We start from the raw sequence: 24,259 nt of genomic DNA, 5'->3' as shown, positions 1-24,259 counted from the left end.
CGCTGCGGGCCCCGGCACTGGTTAAACTGGTTGAGTCGGCCTTACTTTTCGTAAGTCGCCATTTCTTCCAGCTGCTCTTTGGTCTTGTTCACGTGAACGCGGATCTCATCGCCGTCTTTCGACGTCATGATTTCCAGCTCACTTGCGGCCATGGCGACAGGCTTTTCACCCATGCCCAGGAAGCCGCCAACGTCCACGATGGCGCGGTCGATCTTGTCGTTGCCTTCCATGATCAGTTCGGACACTTCGCCGATCCAGTTGCCCTGGGCGTCATAGACCGATGCGCCGGTCAGCTCTTCGGTCGTAAGCGTATCCACCCGGACGGTCGCAAACCCCTCTCGCGACGTCATCGCACTGTCCGCGTTCTTCTCGCTCGTCATTTCCATGCTGTCGTCTTTCGACCAGCTGTATTCAGGGGCCTCTTCCAACACCGCGCGGGTGCCGTCCATCACGAGAAAGAAATCGCTGTCGTCATCCGGCGTTTCGTTGTCGCCCACGAATTTGATGGCCTTCATGTTTACGGCGATCTGACGTTCGCCAATGCCCAGAAACCCACCGATGTCGACGAGGACCGCATCGATTGTGCCGTCACGCGACAGGACAACGTCGTTGATTTCGCCGATATCGTCCCACTCGGTCTGGACACCTTCATATGCATCGCCCGGATTTTCGGCGGTGTAGACTCGCATACCGATGAATTCGGATGCATGAATGTCCATCGGGGTTGCTTCGCTACGGAATGTTTCGCTTGTGTGCGCTTCGCCAAATGCGGTGGTTGCGCTGGCTGCGATGATTGCAGTGCTCATCAAAAGATTCTTCATTGATTTAACTCCTTTTTGGTGTCGGCCAAGTATGTGTGGCTCTGGGATGAACAACACGCGGCGCACCGGACGGTTCCAAAAATTGTTGCGAAACTTTCAACAGAAAAAATTGGAGAGGTGACGGAGTTAATCTATGACATTGCATTCAAAAACAGTGATTTAACATTATGGTGAGGCACAGCCGAAAAACAAACCACTCGACGGCATGCTGACATGTCCCGCGGGCCAAAAAAGCTGTGTCAAATGACGTAGCACTGAGTTCGCAGCAGCGAATTGGCATAATGGTTACCAGATAAATAAATCTTTTCCGCCCAGTGTTTTCTTGCGGGTTTTCTGCGCCGCCCTCACATATCTGACCGCATGAAAAAGAACGGCCAGCATCACCAGGATGGACAGAACGGATACAATTTGTTGCGCAAGCATTCGGGCCTTCCTTTCGCCGTGTGATCCCCCTCGGACCATGGGGCCAAACCCGATGAACGTCTGAAAAGTTCCCGGAACTTTTTACGAAACAGGACGTTGAAACTTCAGGAGGTATGAAATGCTAATTCCACTAAGTGACATGACCCGTTACACGACACCGATTGACGAAGAGAAGGTGAATGTCGTCGATATTTTCTTTTCGGCCAGCGATTGGCGGCTCAAGCATCTGATGCTGGATATGTCCGGATGGTTCGATCAGCAGGGGGCTCTTGTCTCGGCTGACCACGTGCGCGATATCAACACCGATGACCGCCAGATGGATCTTTCTGTGACAAAGGCGGATCTGGACGTGGCGCCGCGCCTGTCGTCCTGGAACGACGGTGTAAACCTGTTCGGAATGCTGCCGCCGATTGTAATTGGCCCGTTTGGGAACACGGTTTCTCCGCAGCTGGCCGCCGCTGGCATGGTCGTACATTCCAAAAGTCAGGTCGCCGACCCTGAACCGGCAATACAATTCGCCCGCTTCAGCAAATGGAGCAAGCTTGAGGTGTTCGGCACCGAGGGGCAGTTGGGCACGTTGGAAGACCTGCTGTATGACCCTGAAAAACAGGCCATCTCACACATGGTCGTCGACAACGGCAAACGCCTGCCAGGCCGCCAACTGGTGCTCCCGATCGAGGTTTTCCGCCATATCGCCGACCAGGAAACGCACATCGTCGTCGCGTTGAACGAAGAACAATTGTCCAAGGCACCGCAGATCGAAACACTCGATCAGGTCGATCGGCACTGGATCGATACGGTGCGCACATATTTCGCTCTGCCGGTGTGATTTCTGACAAAAACCGCGCCTCGGACGGAACGACTTCGTCCGGGGCGCGTTGGTAAGCAGACGCAAATTTAACCAGGAGGTTGATATGAACTGGGACCAAATCAAAGGCAAATGGCAACAGATGACGGGTGAGATTCAGTCCGAATGGGGTGAACTTACCAATGATGATGTCGCCAAAGTCGACGGTGACCGTGAAAAGCTCGAAGGCATTATTCGCGAGCGCTATGGAAAGACCAAGGAAGAAGTCCACGACGAAGTCGAAAAGTGGCTGAACAAGGCTGCTTGATATGACCGGGATTTCAAAATCAGAAGCCAGCAAGACCCTGTTTGACGTGCTGGAAGATACCCGGACCGGGATGCTCGGCATCACGGGCTCGGGCCAGCATTTCCAGCCAATGACGCACTTTGCCGACGCGGATGAGAAGACCCTGCGCTTCATCACTGCCCGCGACACCGATCTGGCCAAGGCCGTCGGTCTGGGCGGGCAGGCGCATTACACGCTGACGAACGAAGACAAAGGGTTTTACGCCTGCGTGTCCGGCCCCATCATGGCCAGTGAAAACCAGGCCAAGCTCAAGGAACTGTGGTCGCCCATGGTCGGCGCTTGGTTCGACGGCGGCCCGGAAGATCCCGAAGCGGTTCTTTTAGAAATGCCCTTGGCCGAGGCGTCGATCTGGCAATCGACAACCAGCGGTTTGAAGTTCGGTTTCGAACTGGCCCGCGCCCTGATGTCAGACGAACGCAAGCCAGACGTTGGGGACCACGTTGTCCTGAATTTCGGCGCAGCCGCGTAACTAAAACATCCGGGACGGGCGCCACAGGCGCCCGTCTTTTTCTGTACCGATAGGCCCAAGACAGCGACGCGCCCACCTGCTATCTGAAAGAACCTTTCAGATTTCGGACGAACGACCATGAACCTTGACGCACGTGATCTCGCCATCTTGCGCATTCTGCATCGCGATGGGCGGATCACCAAAGCAGCGCTGGCCGAAAAGGTCGGGCTGTCGCCAACCCCAACCTGGCAACGATTGAAAAAGCTGGAAGAGGCCGGGTTGATCGAAGGGTATCGGGCCGAAGTGAACCTGCGCAAGCTGGGTCCGCACGTGACGGTTTTCGTCGCGGCCGAGCTGACCGGACACACCGCCGCCCATTTTCGCAAGTTCGAGGATGCCATCAAACGTCAGGATGAAATCACTGCCTGCTGGGCGTTGGGGGGCGGGTTCGATTATCTGTTTCAGGTCATCACGCGCGACATCGACAGCTACCAGACACTGATCGACACGCTGCTGGACTCCAAAATCGGACTGGCCCGGTATTTCACCTATGTCGTCACCAAACCCGTCAAGGGCGGCGCGCTTCCCCCGTTGGAGATGCTGTTCGGCGAGCAGTCGAAATAACCATATTTGCCCCGCAAGATAGTGGTTTCATCTATGCCCGCCCGCGAATTCAGCCCCATCTGCGGCGCATGATTTGCAAAAATCCGACCATGCAAGTGGCAAGGTTTTTGCCACCAACGAAGGATCATCAATGCTCAGAAATGACGAACTGGAACAGTGGGATCGCGACAATTTTTTCCATCCCTCAACACATCTGGCACAGCATGCGCGCGGCGAAAGCCCCAACCGGGTCATTCGCACGGCCTCGGGTGTGTTTATCGAGGATCGCGACGGCAACCGCCTGATGGACGGGTTCGCGGGACTGTATTGTGTGAACGTCGGCTATGGCCGGACCGAAATCGCCGACGCAATCGCCGATCAGGCGCGCGAGCTGGCTTATTACCATTCATACGTTGGCCACGGAACCGAAGCGTCGATCACCCTGTCCAAGATGATCCTGGACCGTGCCCCAAAAAACATGTCCAAGGTCTATTTCGGACTGGGCGGATCGGATGCGAATGAAACCAATGTCAAACTGATCTGGTACTACAACAACATCCTTGGGCGCCCCGAAAAGAAAAAGATCATTTCGCGCTGGCGCGGGTATCATGGGTCCGGGTTGGTTACCGGCTCGCTGACCGGGCTGGAGCTATTCCACAAGAAATTCGACCTGCCTGTCGAACAGGTTCTGCACACGACCGCGCCAGATTATTTCCGCCGCAAGGACCTGGGCCAGAGCGAAGAACAATTCGTCGCCCAATGCGTGTCCGACCTTGAGGCGCTGATCGAGCAGGAAGGCGCCGACACCATCGCGGCCTTTGTCGGTGAACCGGTGCTGGGGACCGGCGGCATCGTTCCGCCGCCGGCGGGATATTGGGCCGCTATTCAGGACGTTCTGAAAAAGCACGATATCCTTCTCGTTGCCGATGAGGTCGTCACCGGTTTTGGCCGATTGGGCAGCATGTTCGGATCGGACCACTATGGGATCGAGGCGGACATCATCACCATCGCCAAGGGTCTGACCTCGGCCTATGCGCCGCTGTCGGGCTCCATCATATCCGACAAGATGTGGCAGGTCTTGATGCAGGGCACGGATGAAAACGGGCCCATCGGACACGGTTGGACCTACTCGGCGCACCCCATCGGGGCGGCGGCCGGTGTGGCCAACCTGACCCTTCTGGATGATCTTGATCTGGTTGGCAACGCAGGCAAGGTTGGCAGCTATCTCAACACGGCGATGGCTGACGCATTGGCTGATCATCCCCATGTGGGCGACGTGCGTGGTGAAGGCATGTTGTGCGCCGTCGAATTTGTCGAGGACAAGGACAGCCGCAAATTCTTTGAACCCATGAAAAAGATCGGGCCACAGATTTCCGCCGCCCTGCTGGAACAGGACAGCATCATCGCGCGGGCCATGCCGCAGGGGGACATCCTGGGCTTTGCCCCGCCGTTCTGCCTGACGCAGGAACAGGCCGACACGATCGTTGCCGCGACCGCGCGCGCGGTCAAATCCGTTCTCGGGTGATCTTGAAATGAAAACGCCCGGGGGAACACCTCCCGGACGATCAAAAGCTCATTGGCCTTAGAATATAGGGCGCCCCGGCACGAACCAGGGCGCCCCTTTTGTTATCAGGCGATCATATCGACATCGTCAAAGTGCAAAGTCTCGATGCCGATCAGCGTGTCGATGTCACCGGTCGCGATGTCGGTGACCGACCACGATCCGCCACCATTGTCGACCACGGTAAAGTCGGCCTGAACACCATCGTAGAACGCGGTGTCATCCCCCGCGCCACCATTCAACGTATCGTTGCCGAGGTTGAAGACGAACTGGTCATTGCCGTCACCACCGAACAGGACGTCATCTCCTGCACCGCCATCAAGGATGTCGTTGCCGTCAAGTCCGCTGAGTTCGTTGTTGTCGGCGGATCCGATGATCAAGTCCGAATACTTGGACCCGACGACATTTTCGATGGAGGACAAAGTATCGCCATCGGCGTCGCCACGTGTTCCCGCACCCAACTCCAGGTCAACGATAATCCCGCTGCCCGCAGTGACATAGGTCACCTTATCGATGCCGTCACCACCAACCATCAGGTCGGCGCCAAGACCACCAATCAGCACATCGTCGCCGGCACCGCCGTCAAGAACATCGTCGCCGTCCTGACCAACCAGCTTGTTGCCAAGCGCGTCACCGGTCAGCGTGTCGCCGTACTTTGAACCGGAGACGTTTTCGATACCCGTCAGCGTATCGCCTTCGGCTTCGCCGCCCAGACCGGTACCGGCTGTCAGATCAACCGTTACAGCGTCCGAAGAGGCGCCATAGTCAGCGCGATCAACCCCGGCACCGCCATCCAGCGCATCTGCGCCGTTGCCGCCTGTCAGCACATCATCGCCATCGCCACCGGCGAGGGTGTCGTCGCCGATTTTGCCGTCGAGATAGTTGCCTTTGGCATCCCCTGTCAGGACGTCATTGAAGCTAGAGCCATCGACACCCTCGATATTGATCAGAACGTCGCCGGTGGCATCGCCCCCGGTTGCAGTTCCGGCCCCGAGGTTGACGGTCACGGCCGCGGCTGATGTCACGTAAGACGCAGTATCAATACCTTTGCTACCATTCAGCGTGTCAGCACCGCCGTCGCCGCGCAGGGTATCGCGACCCAGGTTCCCGATCAGCGTGTCATCGCCCAGATTGCCGATCAGCGTGTTGTCACCGTCATCGCCAATCAGCGTGTCGTCGAAATCTGATCCGGAAACGATCTCGATGCCTGTCAGCGTGTCGCCTTCGGCTTCGTCGCCAGTGCCAGTTCCGCTCAGCAGATCGACAGTCACCGCCGCTGTCGCGTCGATGTACAGTGCCCGGTCGATACCTTCGCCGCCGATCAGGGTATCAGCGCCGGTACCGCCGATGAGAACGTCATTGTCTGCGCCCCCGTCCAGCGTGTCATCGCCATCTCCGCCATTCAGCCGGTCGTCGCCAGCCAAGCCAAGGATCGTGTCGTCGCCGTCCTTACCCTTCAGGAAATCATCATAGTCCGTTCCCACCAGGTAATCATCCAGCTTGGAGCCAGCGACATGCAGAATGTTCCGGTTGATCAGGACAAAATCCTCGAATTCCAGAGATTCTGTCACACCCGTCAGGCTTGCAACCTCAAAGCCGCCAAGGCTGATCTTCAGATCACCGTTATCGACAGTCTGGGTGACCAGATCGTCAAAGTTCGTGTCGCTGATATTCAGATCGATAAGGCCGATCGTATCCTTGCCAACTTCGAAATCCAGAATTGTGCTGGTCTGGATTTGGGCCAGGTTGCCAATGACACCATAGGACAGAACGAAGAAGTCCTTGCCCCTTTCAACCGACCCCGCATCGCCGGTAAAGGTGTTGCCACCCTGCCCGACCAGATAATCATCCTCACCCGCACCCGACACGACCGCATCGGCATCGTGAATGGTGATTTCTTCGTAATCCATCAGCAATTCGGTGCTGTAGATCGTTGCCGGCTTGATGTCGCCCTTGATGTAAAAGGTCACATCAAAGTTTTCGGTCATGTTCATACCGTTGCCCGACACGTTGCCGGAATTCATCTGCCAGCCCGCGCTGATCGACAACGGCGAAACCGTGCTTTCCCAGTCCAACAGGTTGATCACGGTCTGCGTGTCTGTGCCAACCTCGTATTTAACTTCGTCATTTGTCGGCGGGGGCGGCAGCGCGGGATCCAGCGGGATGACAACACTGGGAAGGTCCTGACCATATTTGTCGGGCTGCAAACGCCAGCGTGGCCCGATGAGATAAGTACCGTCGTCCTGCAGGACCGCGACAAAGGGTTCCCGGTCCATCGTGGTGTACCAGGCATTTGTGAACCCTTCCATCAGGTCACTGGACAACGCGCCAATCTTGCCCAAATCCGAATTTGCGGCGGCTTTGGCCAATTCCGGGTCCTTGAGGACGGTTCCGGCAGGATAGAATGTGCCATCACCTGCGTAATAGTCGTTCACCGACACCCATTTGCCGTCAGGCAGAACCTCATAGCTCGGCAGCTGACCGATCGCGGACTCGTTCTCAAAGTCTTCGGGGCGGATCTGGTCGTTAGGGTTGTTGGTGATCGTGTGCTGCGTGGCCAGCTCGGCTTGCGTGATCTTGAACAGCGGCAACAGATCGCTATTTGCGTCCGGCTCTTTCCATTCATCCGGCAGCGGCAATTCCGCCTCAATCCGCACGTCGATCGGACGTTTGACCGTGTTGCCCCAGCGATAGAGCAGTTTGCCGTCGTCCTTAAGCGTGACCGAGTAGTCATTGCTGACTGCGATGTTTTCGACAATCGTGCTTTCGTTCGGCGTCAGCACGTCCTTGATATCGACAACACCGTCGCCATTCTTGTCCGTGATCAGCGGAATGACGTCTTCGACGGCCATACCGTCCCATTCGCCGCCCACGACGATCAGGCGATCGTCCAGCGGGTATTCGGCAAGCGGATCACCCGGATAACGCTGGTCCGACAAAACGTTCTGCATGACAGAATAGTGTTCGGTAGACGCTTTGACCGTGCTCCCGCCGATACCGGCCAGCCAGGTGCCGAAAGCTGCGGGGGTCTTGAAGGTTTCCGTCGGAGAATCGGACACGACCAGCCCCACCTGTTCCCCGCCTTCTCCCTTCAGATCGCCGGCCCAGCCTTCTTCGTATTCCGGATTGTCCTCAAAATCTCTTTCAATGGCGCCGTCAAAATCGGTTACCAGGAAACCGAATTCACTGTTGATCGGATAAAGGTTCACACCTTCCTTGGTGACCTTGGGATCGGCGGTGAAATCAATGACCGGTGTTTCGCCCGGCTCAACATCACCTTGTTTCAATCCATCAAAGGTGCCGACAATATCGGCAGTACTGAAAACGTGCGAGACCTTATAGTCGGGGTCCAAGTTTAAAATGGGGTCACTCATGTGGGTGTTCCTTTCGCTTTATCAGCACTAATCATGATCGCAAGAACCGGAACCGTCGGGCCCCTGTTCGCGCGTCAAATATGACACCTGAACAGCTGACACATCGCAATCACTGCATGCATTGATTTGAATCAATTGAAGTCGAATATTCGCAGCACTAGCGAGCCGCGCAGACAAAGAAACGCGCAAATAATTGTTTTGGAATGATTTTTAATTTTTGCCCGGCGAGACTTCGATGACGCATCGTTGTCAGCCCCGCCTGGGACAGACGGTCACCGGGGTGTTGTGACCCGGTGACCAGCACTCCTTAACATCGCAATATAACAACCATGTAAACGCGGATATGATTTCCCTCACTTCTGCGTGCACGCGGGCCAGTCTGCTTTGCGACCACACAGGTCGTTTGCATTTGCCGCACACCAGGTTGCGGCCTCTTGCCAGGTGCACCGGTCAACCTGCTGCGTGATGTTGAATGTCGCGTCGATCAACCCGTTGGTACACACGATCCCCGCATTGGCGGGCGGTATCTGATCGACCAGCCAGTTTGCCTTGCAACTGTTCACGACAGTCTCAAGGTCCTGGCCCCCTTTGCCCATTTCATAGGAAAAGCAGGCAGTCGTCAGATCGCTTTTCTCAATCGCGACAATCCCCTCGGTGGAATACGACCCCGGCTCGATCTGCGCCGGGCAGGCATCATCCCCGACCAGAAGACCCACGTCAGGATGATTGGCCGCCATGAACGGCGTTTTCGGTGCCCCCGCCCGCGGAGACAGCGTGACCAGCCCGTAATCGTTCGGGTTCAGATACGGGATGTTGGTGCCGCTGCTGCGCCGGGCGGTTTGCGGGAATTTGTTCGCCCAAAGCTGGCGCGACTGGCTGCCCACCACAAGGACCGGCACGGTCAGGCGCTGCGCTTCGGGCAGGGTCGCGTTGCGCGCGCTGTTCTGGGGTGGCCGGGTCATCAGCCGCAGCATGCTGGTGATGTATCCGCGCCCCACCGATGGCGCATCGAAAAAGGCACTGGCCAGCAACACCGGGAAATAGGCCGATCCCTGCCCCGCCCCCGGCGCCGCAATCGGGTTGGCGTCAATGGTATTTTCATACAGCGCCTCGGTCCCCGCAGGCACTCCCACGGACCTCAGGATACGGTTCCAGCGCGCCATGGTCGCGTTTTGCAGGTAGTTGCCCGCTTGAAGTGAATCATAGGGCGGATAATGCGTCAAAAGAACGGTCCGCTGGCGCGCAAACGGCAGGCCGAGCGGCGGATAGAATTTCCAGTAACTCTGGAACGTCTCGCCCAGCGGGTTCCAGCACCCGCTGCCGATCTTCTGGCAGGCCTCTGCCCCGGTCATCCCCTGACCGACGACATCCGGCCCAATGAACTGGGGATAGGCGCTTTGATAAAATTGCGCGGCATCCGCCTGTGATGGATCAGGGCGAAATCGGAATTCATACCCTGTTCCGGTATCGACCACTTCGAAATCAGTAAACGTCGGCGGCACCACGCCATCGGCCTTCAGCGACGACAGCATGTAATGCTGAATGGTGTGCGGCAATTGCGACCTGAGCCATCGCGGATCAAGCTGCCCGGTGTTCTGATTGATCACGTCAGTCGGGAAGATACGCGCAACCGTGTCATAATCGCCCAACGGAATTGTATATGTGCCGGACGCGTCCTGAGCGGACACGGGCAGGACAACGCCCGTAGCGAGGATAATCGCGGCAAACAGCCGGCAGAACGTACGATAGAATAAACGGGTCATGGCCCCCTCCAGGAATAAAGTACTTTAAAAATACCCCACTCCCGGAAATTGGCATGCAGGAGCGGGGCCTGCGAAAAATGGTCAGCACAAATATACAGGCGTGCGCCAAAGCGGCGAACAGCCGGTTTCAGACGTCAAACAGGCGCTTGAATGTTGCCGCGTACTCTTGGGATGCGGTGTCCATCACCGGTGCGCCGTGACCGCAGAACGCGTGCTTGAACGACATGCCGGACAACCGTTTGAAATCCTCGCCGCCTGGCTCGGCCGCCTGCATCCAGACCGGGCCGACGTTGGCCGGGGTGAAGAACCCCATCTCGGTCATGACTTGCGCCGACTGTTCGCTGAAAAATTCGTCAGGTTCGAGATAGTTCTGCAAAGCGTCGCAAGCGATCAGCACCCCGCCGTCACGGTCCAGCCGGAAGATGCATTCCGGCACCTTGGTCGTCCGGAAGGTGAACAGTTCTGCTCCGGAGACTGGAAGATCACCGCCGACGACCAGTTCACGGTCGACCGGCACGCCTTCCTGACCAGCACCCGGTTGCGCCCAATAAGTCGCGCCATAGGTGTCGCGGTAAAACGCGTCATCCACCCCGTGCAAACCGCCCAGCTGCACGACATTGGCGATCTTGCCAAGCTGTTCGAGCTGCTTCAGACCGTCCTTGGACAGGCGCACCGCGTTGAAAAGCGTCAGGTCATCGCCGTCCCTGACCACGGTCATGTTCCGGCTGAACTGCCAGTCCATGTCCATGAAATTCCACTCCCGCGTGCCTGATACAAAAAAGATGTTCGGCAGCGGTTCCGAAATGGCGCTATGCGGACTCGCCGCCAGATATGCTAAACCAGTTTTTTTCATAATGCATTGCCCCCCAACAATACTTTCAACCTAACCGTTTGTGGGCTGGCAGGGAAGAATAATCAAACGTCCCGACATATTCGTACTCGTCGGCAAACGCGTGCAGGTAGGTGTTCAGATACAGGCGCTGATCCGGGCGCAGGCGATCCTCGATCACGTCCTGCAGGCGCTCGGTTCCGTCGCTGCTGTCCATGCGTTTGAGGTGAAACAGCGTGACGTCCTTGCCCCCGAACCAGTCCCTGGCAATGCAATGCGCATCGCGCGCATCGCGCATGTCGAACACGGCGCCTGCCAGAACGGTCAGCGGCGGTTCAAGCCCGCGGTGATCCATGCGCAGCAGATCGGTATCATGCCTGAATTCTGGCAACGCCCGGGAGTTCAGGATGGGATGGGTGCGCAGCCATGCGACATAATCCGCGTCAAGCCCCGCCGCCTCGGCCCCGCGCACCAGAATGTTCAGATAGCGCCGCGTTGGCAGACAGGCATCGTTGACGTATCCCGACAGCCCCACATAGGCGAGACCCTGTTCCGGGCCGACCGGGGTTTCAACATCGACGGCAACCCGGTCATAACCAATGCCATAGGCCTCGACCCGGTCCAACGCGGCCAGATCCCGTTCATCGCACCAGTGCAGAATGCCAAGAACCCTGTCATCCGGGTTTCCGGTCCATTCGATATTGCCCATGCCGCCTTCGTGACGGAAAAAATGTTCGACATTAAACCGCAGACGCCACCCTCGCAATACTGCCGGGCGCGAGGCCGAAGGGGTCACACCCTTTGCCTTGAGCGAGGTAAAATCCATGTTCGAGCCGTAGCCAAAATACTTGATCATATGCATCCACGAAATGTGCCTGGTCTCACGTACACGTTGCATTAATTTCGCCCCGTGACATAGTGGGTTGTATTGGGAAGAGGCCTTTACTCTCGCTTAGGCGGAAATTTTTTGCAGCCACAGATTGCCGGATACCAAGTTGAACAGCAGATAGAATCCTACTACGCGACCTCGCTGTTCCACGCCCGTAATGCAGAAAGCGGGCGGACCGTACTGATCAAGACGCTCTCGGCATCATTTCCCGACATTCGCGATATCAAACGGCTTGAACGGGAATACTGGGTTCTCAAGGATCTCAATGGGATAGGCGGCGTGCTGCCGGTTTGCGAAATGCAGTTCCACGGCAACGGCAACCCCGCACTGATCAGCGAGGCAACGGGACAGCCCCTGACGCATTACCTGAAGGCAAAAGACAGCCTGAACTGGCCGCTGGAGCGGGTCGTGGATCTTGTCATCCAACTGACTGAAACCATCGACGCGGTTCATGACCGCAACATGGTGCACAAGAACGTCGCGCCGCAAAACATTCTTGTCGACGAGGCCACCTGGTCCGCCAAGCTGATGAATTTCGAAATCGCCACAACCTTGTCGCGCGAACGTCAGGACCGAAGCCTGTCCAAACGGCTGGAAGGATCTTTGCCCTATATCTCGCCGGAACAGACCGGGCGGATGTCACATGATCTCGATCATCGGTCTGATTTCTACTCGCTGGGCATGGTATTCTTTCAATTGCTGTTCAGCTGCCTGCCCTTCAAAGCAGAAACACAGCTTGAATGGGTCCATTCGCATATCGGGAAACTGCCGCAACTGCCCAAAGACGCGGGCACAGGCGTTCCCAAGACGCTTGTGGACATCGTTCTTCGCCTTCTCGCGAAAAGCCCGGAGGACCGCTATCAAAGCAGCTTTGGCCTGCTGCACGATCTGCGCGAATGCCACCGCCAGCTTTCCCGGGCCGGGAGGATCGCGCCCTTCACGCTTGCCGAAAAGGACATATCCGAAGTGTTCCGTCCGCCGCAGGTACTGTACGGGCGCGACAAGGAACTGGCCCAGCTTTCGGCCCTTTTTGAAAATGTTGAGCGGGGCGACACCGAGGTTTGCCTGATTTCCGGATACTCCGGCGTGGGCAAATCGGCCCTCGTGGACGAATTGAACAAACCGATCTTGCGGACCCGCGGATATTTTCTGCGCGGCAAGTTCGATCAGTTCGAACGGGCCAAGCCTTATGCGGGCATATCAGCGGCCTTTTCCGGGCTGGTTCACGAACTGCTCACAGAAACCTCGGAGCGGCTGGCCGAATGGCGCGAAAGCATGATCGAGGTTCTGGGCGAGAATGCTCAGGTTCTGATCGATGTCGTGCCCGATCTGGAACAGATCATCGGCCCGCAACCGCCCGTCCCTGCGCTCCCATCAACCGAGGCGCAGAACCGGTTGCAGATCACCTTTGTGAACTTCGTACGCCTGCTGGCCCGCCAGGACCGGCCACTGATCCTCTATCTCGATGACCTCCAGTGGAGCGATGCCCCAACGCTCAACCTGCTGCAAAAACTCGCCACCGCACGGGACATTGGCAATCTGATGATCCTCGGGGCCTATCGCAGCAACGAAGTCGACAGCAATCATTTGCTGACGTTGACGCGAAACGAAATCTCCAAGGCCCGCCAGGTTCACACGGTCGAACTTGCCCCGTTGGACGAACTTGCCGTCAACCAGATGGTAACAGCTGCTCTGCGCTCGGATTACGAAACCACGAAAGACCTCGGCGCGCTGCTGTTTCATAAGACCGAAGGCAATCCGTTCTTTGTGAACGAGCTGATGAAATCCCTCGTCGAGGAAGGATTGATCCGCTTTGATCGTGCCAACGGCCACTGGACCTGGGACCTGACCGCGATCAGCCGGGCCGATGTCGGCGAAAGCGTTGTCGAGTTCCTGATCGGCAACCTCAGCAAACTGCCCGAAGACACCAAGGAAACTCTGCGGCTTGCCGCCTGCATCGGGCATGAATTCGGCCTGCAAAAACTGTCTGTCGTCGATCCACGGTCCAAACGGGAACTGGGCCTGTCGCTGATGCGCGCGCTTGAGCGCAATATCATTCTGCCCCTCGATGACGGTTACCAGTTGTTTGACGAGGCGGCGGCAAACGCCGAGGCGCTGACGGATCCATCGGTAAACCCCCGCTTTCGGTTTCAACACGACCGGTTGCATCAGGCGGCCTACGAACTGATTGACGACGCCGAAAAGCAGCACGTTCACCTGTCCATCGGCAGGCTGCTCCAACAGGAGGCATGGGATGCCGCCCCCGAGGAACGGGTAATCAAGATCGTGCGCCACCTGAACGAGGCGAAAGACCTGATCACCGAGGCCGGCGAAAAGGAAGAACTGGCGCGGCTCAACCTGTCTGCCGGGACGATTGCGCTCAATGCGTCGTCCTATCAGCCTGCCCTGCACTATCTGATGTTTTCCCGGTCGCTTCTGCACAAGGACGCATGGGAGCGCCAATACGATCTGATGAAAGAGCTGTCGTCACTTTACGCGCAGACGGCCTATCTGACGGGTTTGCACGACCAGGCCGATGACGAATTGTCGACCGCACTGATCAAGGTCCGAACCCCGCTGGAAAAGGCGCAAATCCTGTCGATGCGGACCCGCCATTATTCCACGCGAGGCCGGATGAAAGAATCGATCGATGCTGCGCTGCAAGGTCTGCGGCTGCTGGGTATCGACATTAGCGCTGACATCCCGGACGCGATGGTCAACGCCGAGATCGAATCCATCGCCCGAAATCGTGCTGGCCGAAACATTGCCGACCTGATCCACGCCGATCGGATGACGGACCCTAACATGTCCGCGGCGGTGGGTCTGTTGATGGAGATTTTTCCCGCGGCCTACCTGTCGGGCGCTGGTAACCTGTTTCACTTTCTGGTTCTGAAATCCGTCAACCTGTCACTGGAATACGGAAACTCGACCGAAACCGCCTTTGCCTATGCCGCCTATGGAATGCTGCTGAGCGGCAGTCTCAACCAACCTGCCGAGGGTTATGCATACGGCAAGTTGGCGCTCGCCATGAATGAAAGCTTTGACGATATCGGTCTGAAATCCCGGATCATCTACGTCTACACGATGTTCATTCATCACTGGAGCAATCACTGGACCACGATGACCGAGTGGTTCAAGCGCGGGATCGAGTCAGGCTACAAATCCGGTGATCTGCTCTACCTCGCCTACAATGCGCAGGACTGTATCATCTGGGACCCGACGCTGGACCTGCAGACGGCAATTTCCGAGCAGACCAAGTACTTGCAGATCGTCAAGGACTGCAACTATCTGGACAGCTACGACTCCGGGACGCTGTTCGTTCAGATGCTTCTCAATTTTGCCGGCCGCACGGATGATCAGTTTTCGCTGACCGACACGGATTTTGACGAACAAGCCTGTCTTGAGCGCATGCAGGCGCGAAAATTCATGACCGGCGTCGCAAATTACAACATCTACAAGGCTGAAATCCACTGCCTTTACCGGGATTTCAAAGGTGCTTTGCCCTATGTCGATGCACAGGAAGGCCTGATCGACAGCGTGATGTCGCTGCCGCAATCCGCCCGCTTCCGGTTTATCGCATTCCTGACGTATGCGGCGCATTTGCCGGACGCCCCCAAGAACCAACGCCCTGAATTGCGCGATATGATGGCGCGCCATCTTGCCCAGGTGTCGATCTGGTCGGACAATTGCCCACAGAATTTCCGCCATCTCGAGCTAGCCATGATGGGCGAGTTGAAGCGCCTTGATGATGACCTGATGGGCGCCTTCAGGGATTACGAAGCGGCCATCGCCAGCGCTGCAGAGAATGGGTTCCAACGGGATCAGGCCATGATCCATGAACTGATCGCCGCTGCCTTTCACAGTGCAGAGCTGGATACAGCGGCCGACGCACATCTGTCGGCTGCGCGGTATCTCTATTATCGCTGGGGCGCGGCGCGCAAAGTGCAGCAACTGGACGCACAACATTCCTCGCTCGAGAAACTGGCGCTCCACGGTGGCTCTGCACAGGCCGAAGTGACGCAGAGTGCCCCCGGCAAAGACCCCGACAGCATCACGCAGGAATCGCTCGATCTTGCCTCGGTCATGGATGCGGCGCGGGCGATCTCGGGCGAAATCGTTCTGACCAGCCTTTTGTCACGGACCATGCGGACCTTGCTGGAAAGCACTGGCGCTCAGCGCGGCGTGTTCCTCAGTCGGGACAACGGACGTCTGCAGATCGAGGTCGAATGCATTGCAGAACAGAGTGAACTGATCTCACGCGAAGGCCAGGGGCAGGCCAAACCTGACATGGTGCCGCTGGCAGTCATAAACTACGTGCTTCGCACGAAAAAACCGCTGGTTCTGAATGATGCTGCTGGATCGTCGCAGTTCGGAACCGATCCTTATGTCGCATCGCGCAACACGCGGTCGATCATTTGCGTTCCGATCGTGCGGGCTGAACAGTTCGAGGGCATCATCTATCTCGAAAACGATCTTGCCACCGGTGCCTTCCCCGAAACGCGGGTGGCCATTGTCGAGCTTTTGGCGGCGCAGGCCGCGATCTCAATCGAGAACGCGAAACTCTATGTCGATCTGGAACAAAAGGTCCAGGACCGCACCGCCGAACTGAGCCGCAAATCCACCGCCCTCGAGACCGTGGCAAACCAGTTGTCAAAATACCTGTCGCCGCAGGTCTACCAGTCGATTTTTGATAGCCAGAAAGAGGTCAAGGTAACCTCGGAACGCAAGCGCCTGACGGTCTTTTTCTCCGATCTCGTCGGGTTCACCGAAACCGCTGACCGGATGGCCTCGGAGGATCTCACGCGGTTGCTGAACCAGTATCTGTCGGAAATGTCCGACGTGGCGCTGTCCTTTGGTGCCACCATCGACAAGTTTGTCGGCGACGCGATCGTGATCTTTTTCGGCGACCCGGAAACGCGCGGCGTGCAAAAAGACGCGCTGGCCTGTGCCAAGATGGCCATAGCAATGCGCGAACGCCTGGACACGCTACGCCAGGAATGGCGGGATCAGGGAATCGAAAACCCGCTGGAATGCCGGATGGGCATCAACACCGGGTATTGCACCGTGGGCAATTTCGGCAGCGAAACGCGTATGGATTACACCATCATCGGCGGTGCCGTGAACCTGGCCGCGCGGCTGGAAAGTGCCGCCGATCCGGGCAAGATCCTGATTTCGAACGAAACCTATGCCCAGATAAAAGGCGAAGTCCTGTGCACCGAACACGGCCAGATGACGGTGCGGGGGATCGCGCATCCGGTTCAGACCTATGAAATCGTCGATCTGATCGAAAATCTGGCCCACGCGTCCCGACCCATCCGGGCAACGGGACCGCATATGCAGTTGAATGTGGACACAACGCACATGACTGCACAGGAACGCCGCGCCGCTGCCGAAAAGCTGCGCGAGGCAGCCGCCCGTCTGGAAGACGACCTTGGACCAGAACATGTCGATCCGGACAGGAAACGGCTGAACTAGTCGCAGCTGCTCATCGAATTTTTCACACCGGGCGGCGGGGCGATCTTGCAACCGCAGGGCGCATTGTTGGCACCCGCACATCGCGCCATCGCCTCGTCGAATGTGTATTTCGGATGGGGCGGCGGACCGGCGCAATAGAACAGGTCCATTTGCGCCAGCGCGCAGATGATTTGCGCATCGTGCGGGTCCGGGGGCGCTGGCGGTCCGTTGCCCTCGGGATTTCCGAACCATCGCTGGCACGCCCTTGCCTTGGCCTCCTCGGGTTCAATGTCGGGCTGCTGCGCATATTCATAAAGGAACGATGCAGCGGTCAGGTCCTGTGCTTCGTACATCCGAATGTCTGGAATCTTGCTTGGATCGTCCGTGCACTTGCCGGTAACGCCCGCCGCGATCATGTGATTGGCGATCATGTAAGGCGTCTCACGCGGGCTGTCGGGCGAAATCCTGACCTTGCCGACCTGAAGAACATCCGTAACGGGGGTGCCGTTTTCGTTGGTAGGCATGACATCCTTGTAGGCCACCCGGAACCATCCCGCCGCCTGCGGATCATAGAGCGGCGAGCCACACACCAGAAGCGGCAAGGTATGGGTCTGGCCGGTCGCATTCGGACCGTTGAGATAGAGCTGCAACATCGTTCGGATGTAATTGCGATCCTCCGGCCCGTCGAAAAAAGCGGACGCCATCATGATCGGGAAATAGTCGTTAGGATATTCGCTTTGCCCCGCGCCCGGCGCGGCAATCGGATTGACGTCGATGATGGTGCGGAAATACCCGACCTCGTCCTCGGGCACACCGCTGGCCCGCAGAACGGTGTCCCAGCGGTGCATCGTCATGCAATCGAGAAACGTGCCCTGCTGCAACACCTGCCAGGGCGGATAATGCATCAGCAACAGCCCGCGCTGCCCCATGACGTTCAATCCCAGCGGCGGAAAGACATCCCATTTGCACAGGCCGTCATCGGAATCGCCGTTGACCGGGTACCCCTCCATCGGGTTCCAGACCCCGAAATCCTTCAACAACTGGGCGCCGACCAATGCTTTGCCCGCCACCTGTTCGCTAAAGATCGTTCGGTGGTATTCGGAGAACTGTTCCAGTTCGGCGTTGCCCTGATCGGACGAGATGCCGACCCAATAAAGACCGTCCACCGCCTTCACGTTGACCGATGGCGCGGTAAAGCCGTCGGCATGCAGCGAATTTGTCGTGTAATGCGCGATCACGCTTTCCCTGTTGGTCAGGCCAACGGACGGATTGGCCAAATCTGCCGCGGGAAACAGCGCATCCAGCAAAGTCACCGGACCTAGCGGATAACTGATGCTTGCCATGGCCTCAGCTTCCTGAACCGGCAGGTGGAAATTTGCTGTCATAAGGGACGTTCGGATCGGGCTTGTCCGTCCGTGGCGAGACTAGCTGGAAAACGGATTCGAATGTCGGGGCCTCCGGGACCCGATCGCCCAAGCCCCAGCGCGCCCGCGGGATTCCGCACCATTCCAGCACGGTGGACAGCAGCGATGTGCCGTCATAGGGGCGGTTTTTTCCACTGCGGAACACGGTGTTGGGCTTGACCAGTGGGGACACCACGATCGTCGGCACACGTGGCCCCAGCACGTTATAGGTAAACCCGTCATTTACATCATGCGGCCAGGCCGGCTGCGCTGCGGGCGTGACTTCGTGGTCATAAAGCCCACCGCCCTTGCTGAAGGTGATCACGAAGGCGGTCTTGTCCCAATTCGGGCTGTTGGCAATCGCCTCATAAATCTGTTTCAGGGCACGCTCGCCGGGGACCATGTCGCCGGTGCTTCCCGGATGATAGGATGTCGCCCCTGATTTTGCGATCCACGCCGGTTCGATAAAGGTGAATTTAGGCAAATTGCCCGCTGCCGCATCGGCATAGAACTGGTCCAGGTTCTGGATGTAATCGTCCTTGTTCGCATCCACGCTGGGCAACTGGTTGCGCAGGTATAGATGATAGGTGAAAACGGCATCGTTCCATTCGACCGAATAGTAGATTTTCCAGTCGGTGATCCCATTGTTCTGCAAGACTTTCCAGATCGGCTGGCGCAGAGCGCGCTCGGCGAACTGGTCGTATTGCGGTTGCCCTTCGCAATTGACGGTGACGTTGTAATTCGACCCCGCAAGCGCAAACCCCCGGTTGGCAATCGTGCCGCCCGGCATGGGCGAGAACCAGTAGTCACTGACCGAGAAACTTGCAGCCAGACCGTAGAGAACCGGCAACTGATCGGGGCCGAAGGTCACCATCGCCTCGCCGCTGACATTGTTGGAGACAAACCCGCCCATGTCGGGCGCAGCCCCGCTCAGATAGGTGCTGTATCCGCCGCTGTATTGCTGTTGGATGCAATCGGCCGTGGAATGAAACGGGTCGATGGCCGGGGCCGCCAGAACGAACCCTTCGCTCAGCTTTCCATTCTCGAACTGGTATGGGTAATATTTTTGCCCGTTGGCCACATTGAAGTTGGTGTATGAATTGCCTTTGAACGGCGGGTCGGCGTTCACATAGTTTATGGACGGCGGGTTCTGTTCGTAAAGCCAGCCCAGAACGCTGTCCATGGTGCGGCTTTCCAGCATGTAGATGACCACATGTTCGATATTGGCGCGCATGAAATCCATGGTGCCCGCTGTGCCCACTTGCGTAATATCGATGGGCACGGTCGCCTGCACCGGCGTCACCATCCCGGTCACATCCATGCCCGAGGGCAGCGTTCCCTGCATCAGCGGGCCGATAAACGGATCGGCCTGCAACGGATCGAACCCCCAAAGGCTGAACGCGCCGGTACCGGGCACGCAATCCAGAATGTATTCTCCCAGGGGGATCAGCCGATGGGTAGAATCGATCCCGGTCTTTTGCCCCTGGGACATCGCGGGAAGCGCCAAGGGATGCATCGACTGCGGATCGAAATTCCACACGCGATAGGCCGAATTGGCCGCGCCCCATTCAAGAACATAGTTGCCCATCGGGATAAGTTCGCTGCCCTCCCCGATAAGCGCGAATGCATCCTGCGGGCACATTGCGTTGGGCAGCGGATCAGACAGGTTTGGCGCATCCGGCGCGGGATCGAAATTCCAAAGCATATAGCTCCCGCGCGCAGCGGTCGGCATATAGGCCATGACATATCCCGTCATCGGGACAAGCTGCACAATGTCGGTTTCATCCACATTCCACGTGTAGTGATCGTAGAATTGCCAGAACTTGTGCTTGTCCCACTGGCCGTGCTGCACCGAAGGCGCATTCAGGGGATCATTCCCGGTCGGGTCAAAGCTGAACAGCTGATAATCGACAACCGCGGGGATATTGTTCAGCGGTGCCAGATCATAGGCCAGCATATACCCCCCAACAGCGCAGAGCCTTTTTCCGGAGGGAAAAGTGGCGTTTCGGTCTATGGGGAGCTGAACGAAAAGCGAGGGTTGGCTGGGGTCCATTTGCCAGACGCTATAGCTATCGTTCTGCGCGGTCCGGCTGATCAGGTAAGTTGGGGCGGTGACGGAAATCTGGTCGTCGACAGGCATCTGTTTATCCAATCTTTTAAATCAAAGGGACGCAAACAAAGTCGAACTGAAAAACAATGGTGGTTAATGACGTTGATTGTGCACGGATTATGCATGAATCCAAAGAATTTTCCGCGATCCGCTGGCCAGCACGCCTGTTTGCGGGCCCCGATGATGTTGGGGAAACCCGGGGACGCGTCCACATAAATTATTGTTTTATTTGTTTATTTGGCACGACGCTTGCCCATTCACAATCTGCGCCGCCAAAAAACAAGTCCTGACTATTAGCGCGGGAAAAACACGTCAAAGCAGATCTATCCACAAACACGCACGCACCATGGTTGCGTGGTGATCCACCGGGCAGATCACCCGCAACCAACACAGCACGACCCGGCAGATACCTTACCTTGCCGGCAAGCCCGGCCTTGCCTCATCGCCCGGGTGTCACGCTTGGTTGACACTGAACGCACAATCGCAATCCTAGCCATCACTGCCCGTCAGGAGATAGTCCATGATCAGCCAAGCCTTGAACGAAACGCTCACGAAATCCGGACCGGGATCCGAAGCCGGTGACGTCATGCGCCGCTACTGGCAGCCAGCGGCGCTGAGCGATGAGTTGCAGGGAAGCCGCCCCGTTGTCCCCGTGACCCTGCTGGGGGAACGTCTTGTGCTGTTTCGCGACGATCAGGGCGAACTGGGTCTGATCGACCGTCACTGCCCGCACCGCGGCGCGGACCTCTGCCACGGGCGGCTTGAGGACAATGGCCTGCGGTGCCCCTTTCACGGCTGGCATTTTGACCGGTCCGGACAATGTGTCGAACAGCCGGGCGAACCCGAGGGATCGCAGATGTACAAGCAGATCAGGACGACATCTTACCCGGTGGTTGAAAAGAACGGCATCATCTTTGCCTACATGGGGCCGGGCGCACCGCCCGACTTTCCCAATTTCGACTGTTTCCGGGCACCGGAAACGCATGTGTTTGCTTTCAAGGGGCTTTGGGAATGCAACTGGCTGCAAGCGATGGAAGTGGGGATCGATCCGGCCCATGCGTCCTTCCTGCACCGGTTTCTGAAAGATGAGGACCCCGCCGACAGCTACGGCAAACAATTCCGGGACAAGGCAGCAGATACGGACATTCCGATGACGCAGTTGTTGCGCGATTATCCCAGACCCGAGATCACGGTCGAAGAGACCGACTATGGCATGCGCATCGTCGCCCTGCGCCATCTGGACAATGGCAAGACGCATGTCCGGATCACCAACCAAATCTTTCCCGAGGCGATCAGCATCCCGATGAGCCGCGAGATGATCATTACCCAGTGGCATGTGCCGATCGATGACGAAAACTGTTATTGGTATTCGATGTTCACGAGCTTCGACAAACCTGTCGACAAGGACCTGATGCGCGCCCAGCGCCTGAAGGAACATCGCCTGCCCGATTACGCGCCGTTGAAAAACAAGCGCAACAACTATCATTTCGACCCCAACGAACAGGCAAACGAAACCTATACGGGCATGGGAATGGACATCAACGTGCATGACCAGTGGGCGGTGGAAAGCGCCGGACCGATCTTTGACCGCACCAGAGAACATTTGGGAAAAACCGATGTGGCGATCATCAAGTATCGCCGGATGTTGCGCGCCGCGATTGCCAGTCTGGAAGATGGCAACACCGACAGCCTGCCAATGCTGAATGGAGTCGACCCCAAGGCGATCTTCGGCCCGATTTCGAACGACACCATCGGGGACCGTGACAAATGGCAAGAGATTTCCACCGCAAGCGACAAGGAACGCCGCGCCGCCTGCCGCGGCTGGGACGCCACAGTTTAAGTGGGTAACAGGCACCAAAACAGTCGCGCGCGCGGGCAACGCCCCTGTGCGCCGGGGGACACGGACCATGGCTGACATCAGAAGTAAAATTGCGGCCGGCGCGCTCGCCCAAAAAGGGCTGCTGGACGATGCCGCCATCACCGACGCTGCCGAACTGATCCAGCGGGTCGATGACAGCGATCTCGAGACCATACGTGTCCTGTTTGCGGACCAACACGGCGTCTTGCGCGGGAAAACGATTGTCGCGAGCGCGCTCACCTCGGTCTTTGCGGCAGGGTTGAATGCGCCATCGACACTGCTGCTCAAGGACACGGCGCACAGGACCGTGTTTCCCGTCTGGTCCGACGATCCCGGCGTTGCCGGGCCATCTATGGCGGGGGCTGGCGATATCCTGATGGTTCCCGATCCGGCCACCTTTCGCACCTTGCCCTGGTCCCCCCACTCGGCCTGGATCTTTTGCGACACCCGGTTCAAATCCGGCGAGGCGATCCCGTTTTCACCCCGCGACGTTCTGAAATCGGCACTCGGGCGGCTTGAGGCGCGCGGACTCAACATGCTGGTCGGGCTGGAGGTCGAATTTCACGTCTTCGAAATGGTCGATCCCGGCCTGGACCACGCCCAGGCGACGATGCCGGGGCAGCCCGTCATGACCCGCAACCTTGCGCAGGGCTATCAGTTCCTGACCAACACCCGCTATGGCGAAATGGAAGACATCATCGATATGTTGCGGCGCCATTGCCAGGCGCTGGATCTGCCGGTCCGCTCGATGGAAATAGAAATGGGGCCAAGTCAGATCGAGTTCACCTTCGATCCTGCGGACCCGCTGACACATGCCGACAACATGATGATGCTGCGGGCCATGGTCAAAGAGGTCTGCGCCCGGAACGGTTTGCACGCCACGTTCATGTGTAAGCCCAAAATCGAAAACGCGGCGGCCAGCGGATGGCATCTGCATCAGTCACTGTTTGATGCGGCAACGAGCAAAAACCTGATGATGCCGTCCGCCGATGGCAAACTGAGCGAAACCGCCAGCGGATGGATCGCGGGGCTGCTGAAACACGCGACGGAAAGCTGTCTTTTAACCACGCCGACGGTCAACGGCTACAAACGCTATCGCCCGCACCAACTGGCGCCCGACCGCATTCAATGGGGGCGCGACAATCGCGGCGCCATGATCCGCGCACTGATGGCCCCCGGCGACCGGGCAAGCCGTATCGAAAACCGTGTCGCGGAAACGACGGCCAACCCCTACTATTTCTTTGCCAGCCAGATCTTGTCCGGGCTTGACGGCCTGGAGAATGGCCTGCAAGCGCCGGCCTCGGTCGAAACCCCCTATGACAGCACCGCGCAAGCCCTGCCAGACAGCCTGCTGAGCGCCATTCAGGCCTTTGAAACATCCGCATTCTACCGCAGGGTTCTGGGCGACACGTTCGTGGACTACCTGAGCCGGATCCGACGCGCCGAATGGGGCCGATATCATCAGGCGGTTTCAGAATGGGAACAGGCGGAATATTTCGGGCTGTACTGACCGGGCGTCCAACCAAACGCTGCGGACGAACGCCGCTAAGCAGTCATCGCCCGGCCCGG

At 57.7% G+C, this 24,259-nt stretch carries 16 protein-coding genes; 8 read left to right on the top strand and 8 right to left on the bottom strand.

Translation table 11 applies throughout. The features are described 5' to 3' along the window. Positions 1 to 41: 41 nt before the first annotated feature. The gene (locus ACXYMO_RS08915; RefSeq protein ID WP_458878345.1) at positions 42 to 821 is read right to left on the bottom strand and encodes a PRC-barrel domain-containing protein; all 780 of its coding nucleotides are present in this window, start codon (positions 819 to 821) and stop codon (positions 42 to 44) included. Between the two features lie 285 nt (positions 822 to 1,106). After that, complete coding sequence (locus tag ACXYMO_RS08910; protein ID WP_458878344.1) at positions 1,107 to 1,244, bottom strand: hypothetical protein; 138 nt, start codon at positions 1,242 to 1,244, stop codon at positions 1,107 to 1,109. Between the two features lie 118 nt (positions 1,245 to 1,362). On the opposite strand from ACXYMO_RS08910, the gene ACXYMO_RS08905 reads away from it, so the two are divergent. From ACXYMO_RS08905 to ACXYMO_RS08885, 5 genes are all read left to right on the top strand, one after another. Beyond that, positions 1,363 to 2,073 carry a PRC-barrel domain-containing protein gene (locus tag ACXYMO_RS08905; protein ID WP_458878343.1) on the top strand — a complete coding sequence of 237 codons (711 nt, stop codon included), beginning with the start codon at positions 1,363 to 1,365 and terminating at the stop codon, positions 2,071 to 2,073. Between the two features lie 85 nt (positions 2,074 to 2,158). Continuing rightward, on the top strand, positions 2,159 to 2,359 hold the full coding sequence (locus ACXYMO_RS08900; protein ID WP_458878342.1) for a CsbD family protein: 201 nt from the start codon (positions 2,159 to 2,161) through the stop codon (positions 2,357 to 2,359). Position 2,360: 1 nt separating this feature from the next. After that, the gene (locus ACXYMO_RS08895; RefSeq protein ID WP_458878341.1) at positions 2,361 to 2,867 is read left to right on the top strand and encodes a pyridoxamine 5'-phosphate oxidase family protein; all 507 of its coding nucleotides are present in this window, start codon (positions 2,361 to 2,363) and stop codon (positions 2,865 to 2,867) included. 117 nt (positions 2,868 to 2,984) lie between these two features. Then, on the top strand, positions 2,985 to 3,470 hold the full coding sequence (locus ACXYMO_RS08890) for an Lrp/AsnC family transcriptional regulator (protein ID WP_458878340.1): 486 nt from the start codon (positions 2,985 to 2,987) through the stop codon (positions 3,468 to 3,470). A 130-nt stretch (positions 3,471 to 3,600) separates the two neighbouring features. After that, positions 3,601 to 4,974, top strand: a complete 1,374-nt coding sequence (locus ACXYMO_RS08885) for an aminotransferase (RefSeq protein ID WP_458878339.1) — start codon at positions 3,601 to 3,603, stop codon at positions 4,972 to 4,974. A gap of 104 nt (positions 4,975 to 5,078) precedes the next feature. Here ACXYMO_RS08885 and ACXYMO_RS08880 read toward each other — a convergent pair whose 3' ends face one another. From ACXYMO_RS08880 to ACXYMO_RS08865, 4 genes are all read right to left on the bottom strand, one after another. Beyond that, a complete protein-coding gene (locus tag ACXYMO_RS08880; protein ID WP_458878338.1) occupies positions 5,079 to 8,384 on the bottom strand; it encodes a calcium-binding protein in 3,306 nt (1,101 codons plus the stop codon). A gap of 353 nt (positions 8,385 to 8,737) precedes the next feature. Beyond that, positions 8,738 to 10,147, bottom strand: a complete 1,410-nt coding sequence (locus ACXYMO_RS08875) for a hypothetical protein (protein WP_458878337.1) — start codon at positions 10,145 to 10,147, stop codon at positions 8,738 to 8,740. Between the two features lie 127 nt (positions 10,148 to 10,274). Continuing rightward, positions 10,275 to 10,895: a hypothetical protein gene (locus ACXYMO_RS08870; protein WP_458878336.1), complete on the bottom strand. Its 621-nt coding sequence runs from the start codon at positions 10,893 to 10,895 to the stop codon at positions 10,275 to 10,277. A 130-nt stretch (positions 10,896 to 11,025) separates the two neighbouring features. Further along, a complete protein-coding gene (locus ACXYMO_RS08865; RefSeq protein WP_458878335.1) occupies positions 11,026 to 11,838 on the bottom strand; it encodes a gamma-glutamylcyclotransferase family protein in 813 nt (270 codons plus the stop codon). Positions 11,839 to 11,943: 105 nt separating this feature from the next. On the opposite strand from ACXYMO_RS08865, the gene ACXYMO_RS08860 reads away from it, so the two are divergent. Further along, on the top strand, positions 11,944 to 17,340 hold the full coding sequence (locus ACXYMO_RS08860) for an AAA family ATPase (RefSeq protein ID WP_458878334.1): 5,397 nt from the start codon (positions 11,944 to 11,946) through the stop codon (positions 17,338 to 17,340). Here ACXYMO_RS08860 and ACXYMO_RS08855 read toward each other — a convergent pair. Both ACXYMO_RS08855 and ACXYMO_RS08850 read right to left on the bottom strand, forming a co-directional pair. Continuing rightward, positions 17,337 to 18,662, bottom strand: coding sequence for a hypothetical protein (locus ACXYMO_RS08855; RefSeq protein ID WP_458878333.1), 1,326 nt, complete (start codon positions 18,660 to 18,662; stop codon positions 17,337 to 17,339). The two genes, ACXYMO_RS08860 and ACXYMO_RS08855, sit on opposite strands and share 4 nt — an antisense overlap. Positions 18,663 to 18,666: 4 nt before the next feature. Then, on the bottom strand, positions 18,667 to 20,862 hold the full coding sequence (locus ACXYMO_RS08850; RefSeq protein WP_458878332.1) for an alkaline phosphatase family protein: 2,196 nt from the start codon (positions 20,860 to 20,862) through the stop codon (positions 18,667 to 18,669). A gap of 490 nt (positions 20,863 to 21,352) precedes the next feature. Here ACXYMO_RS08850 and ACXYMO_RS08845 point away from each other — a divergent pair, with 490 nt between their 5' ends. Further along, positions 21,353 to 22,672, top strand: a complete 1,320-nt coding sequence (locus ACXYMO_RS08845) for an aromatic ring-hydroxylating dioxygenase subunit alpha (protein WP_458878331.1) — start codon at positions 21,353 to 21,355, stop codon at positions 22,670 to 22,672. A gap of 67 nt (positions 22,673 to 22,739) precedes the next feature. Then, positions 22,740 to 24,200, top strand: a complete 1,461-nt coding sequence (locus ACXYMO_RS08840; RefSeq protein ID WP_458878330.1) for a glutamine synthetase family protein — start codon at positions 22,740 to 22,742, stop codon at positions 24,198 to 24,200. Positions 24,201 to 24,259 lie beyond the last annotated feature (59 nt).

The sequence above is a fragment of the Arenibacterium sp. CAU 1754 genome, from assembly GCF_054482635.1.
The sequence above is the reverse complement of the archived record's forward strand: the minus strand, read 5'-3'. Positions and strand labels throughout refer to the sequence as shown.

Bases quoted from the DNA above. Each gene is read 5' to 3' on its own strand.
- ACXYMO_RS08895 (WP_458878341.1), top strand. From the start codon at position 2,361: ATGACCGGGATTTCAAAATCAGAAGCCAGCAAGACCCTGTTTGACGTG.
- ACXYMO_RS08900 (WP_458878342.1), top strand. From the start codon at position 2,159: ATGAACTGGGACCAAATCAAAGGCAAATGGCAACAGATGACGGGTGAG.
- ACXYMO_RS08850 (WP_458878332.1), bottom strand. From the start codon at position 20,862: ATGCCTGTCGACGACCAGATTTCCGTCACCGCCCCAACTTACCTGATC.
- ACXYMO_RS08865 (WP_458878335.1), bottom strand. From the start codon at position 11,838: ATGCATATGATCAAGTATTTTGGCTACGGCTCGAACATGGATTTTACC.
- ACXYMO_RS08885 (WP_458878339.1), top strand. From the start codon at position 3,601: ATGCTCAGAAATGACGAACTGGAACAGTGGGATCGCGACAATTTTTTC.
- ACXYMO_RS08845 (WP_458878331.1), top strand. From the start codon at position 21,353: ATGATCAGCCAAGCCTTGAACGAAACGCTCACGAAATCCGGACCGGGA.
- ACXYMO_RS08880 (WP_458878338.1), bottom strand. From the start codon at position 8,384: ATGAGTGACCCCATTTTAAACTTGGACCCCGACTATAAGGTCTCGCAC.
- ACXYMO_RS08875 (WP_458878337.1), bottom strand. From the start codon at position 10,147: ATGACCCGTTTATTCTATCGTACGTTCTGCCGGCTGTTTGCCGCGATT.
- ACXYMO_RS08905 (WP_458878343.1), top strand. From the start codon at position 1,363: ATGCTAATTCCACTAAGTGACATGACCCGTTACACGACACCGATTGAC.
- ACXYMO_RS08910 (WP_458878344.1), bottom strand. From the start codon at position 1,244: ATGCTTGCGCAACAAATTGTATCCGTTCTGTCCATCCTGGTGATGCTG.
- ACXYMO_RS08840 (WP_458878330.1), top strand. From the start codon at position 22,740: ATGGCTGACATCAGAAGTAAAATTGCGGCCGGCGCGCTCGCCCAAAAA.
- ACXYMO_RS08870 (WP_458878336.1), bottom strand. From the start codon at position 10,895: ATGGACATGGACTGGCAGTTCAGCCGGAACATGACCGTGGTCAGGGAC.
- ACXYMO_RS08890 (WP_458878340.1), top strand. From the start codon at position 2,985: ATGAACCTTGACGCACGTGATCTCGCCATCTTGCGCATTCTGCATCGC.
- ACXYMO_RS08855 (WP_458878333.1), bottom strand. From the start codon at position 18,662: ATGGCAAGCATCAGTTATCCGCTAGGTCCGGTGACTTTGCTGGATGCG.
- ACXYMO_RS08915 (WP_458878345.1), bottom strand. From the start codon at position 821: ATGAAGAATCTTTTGATGAGCACTGCAATCATCGCAGCCAGCGCAACC.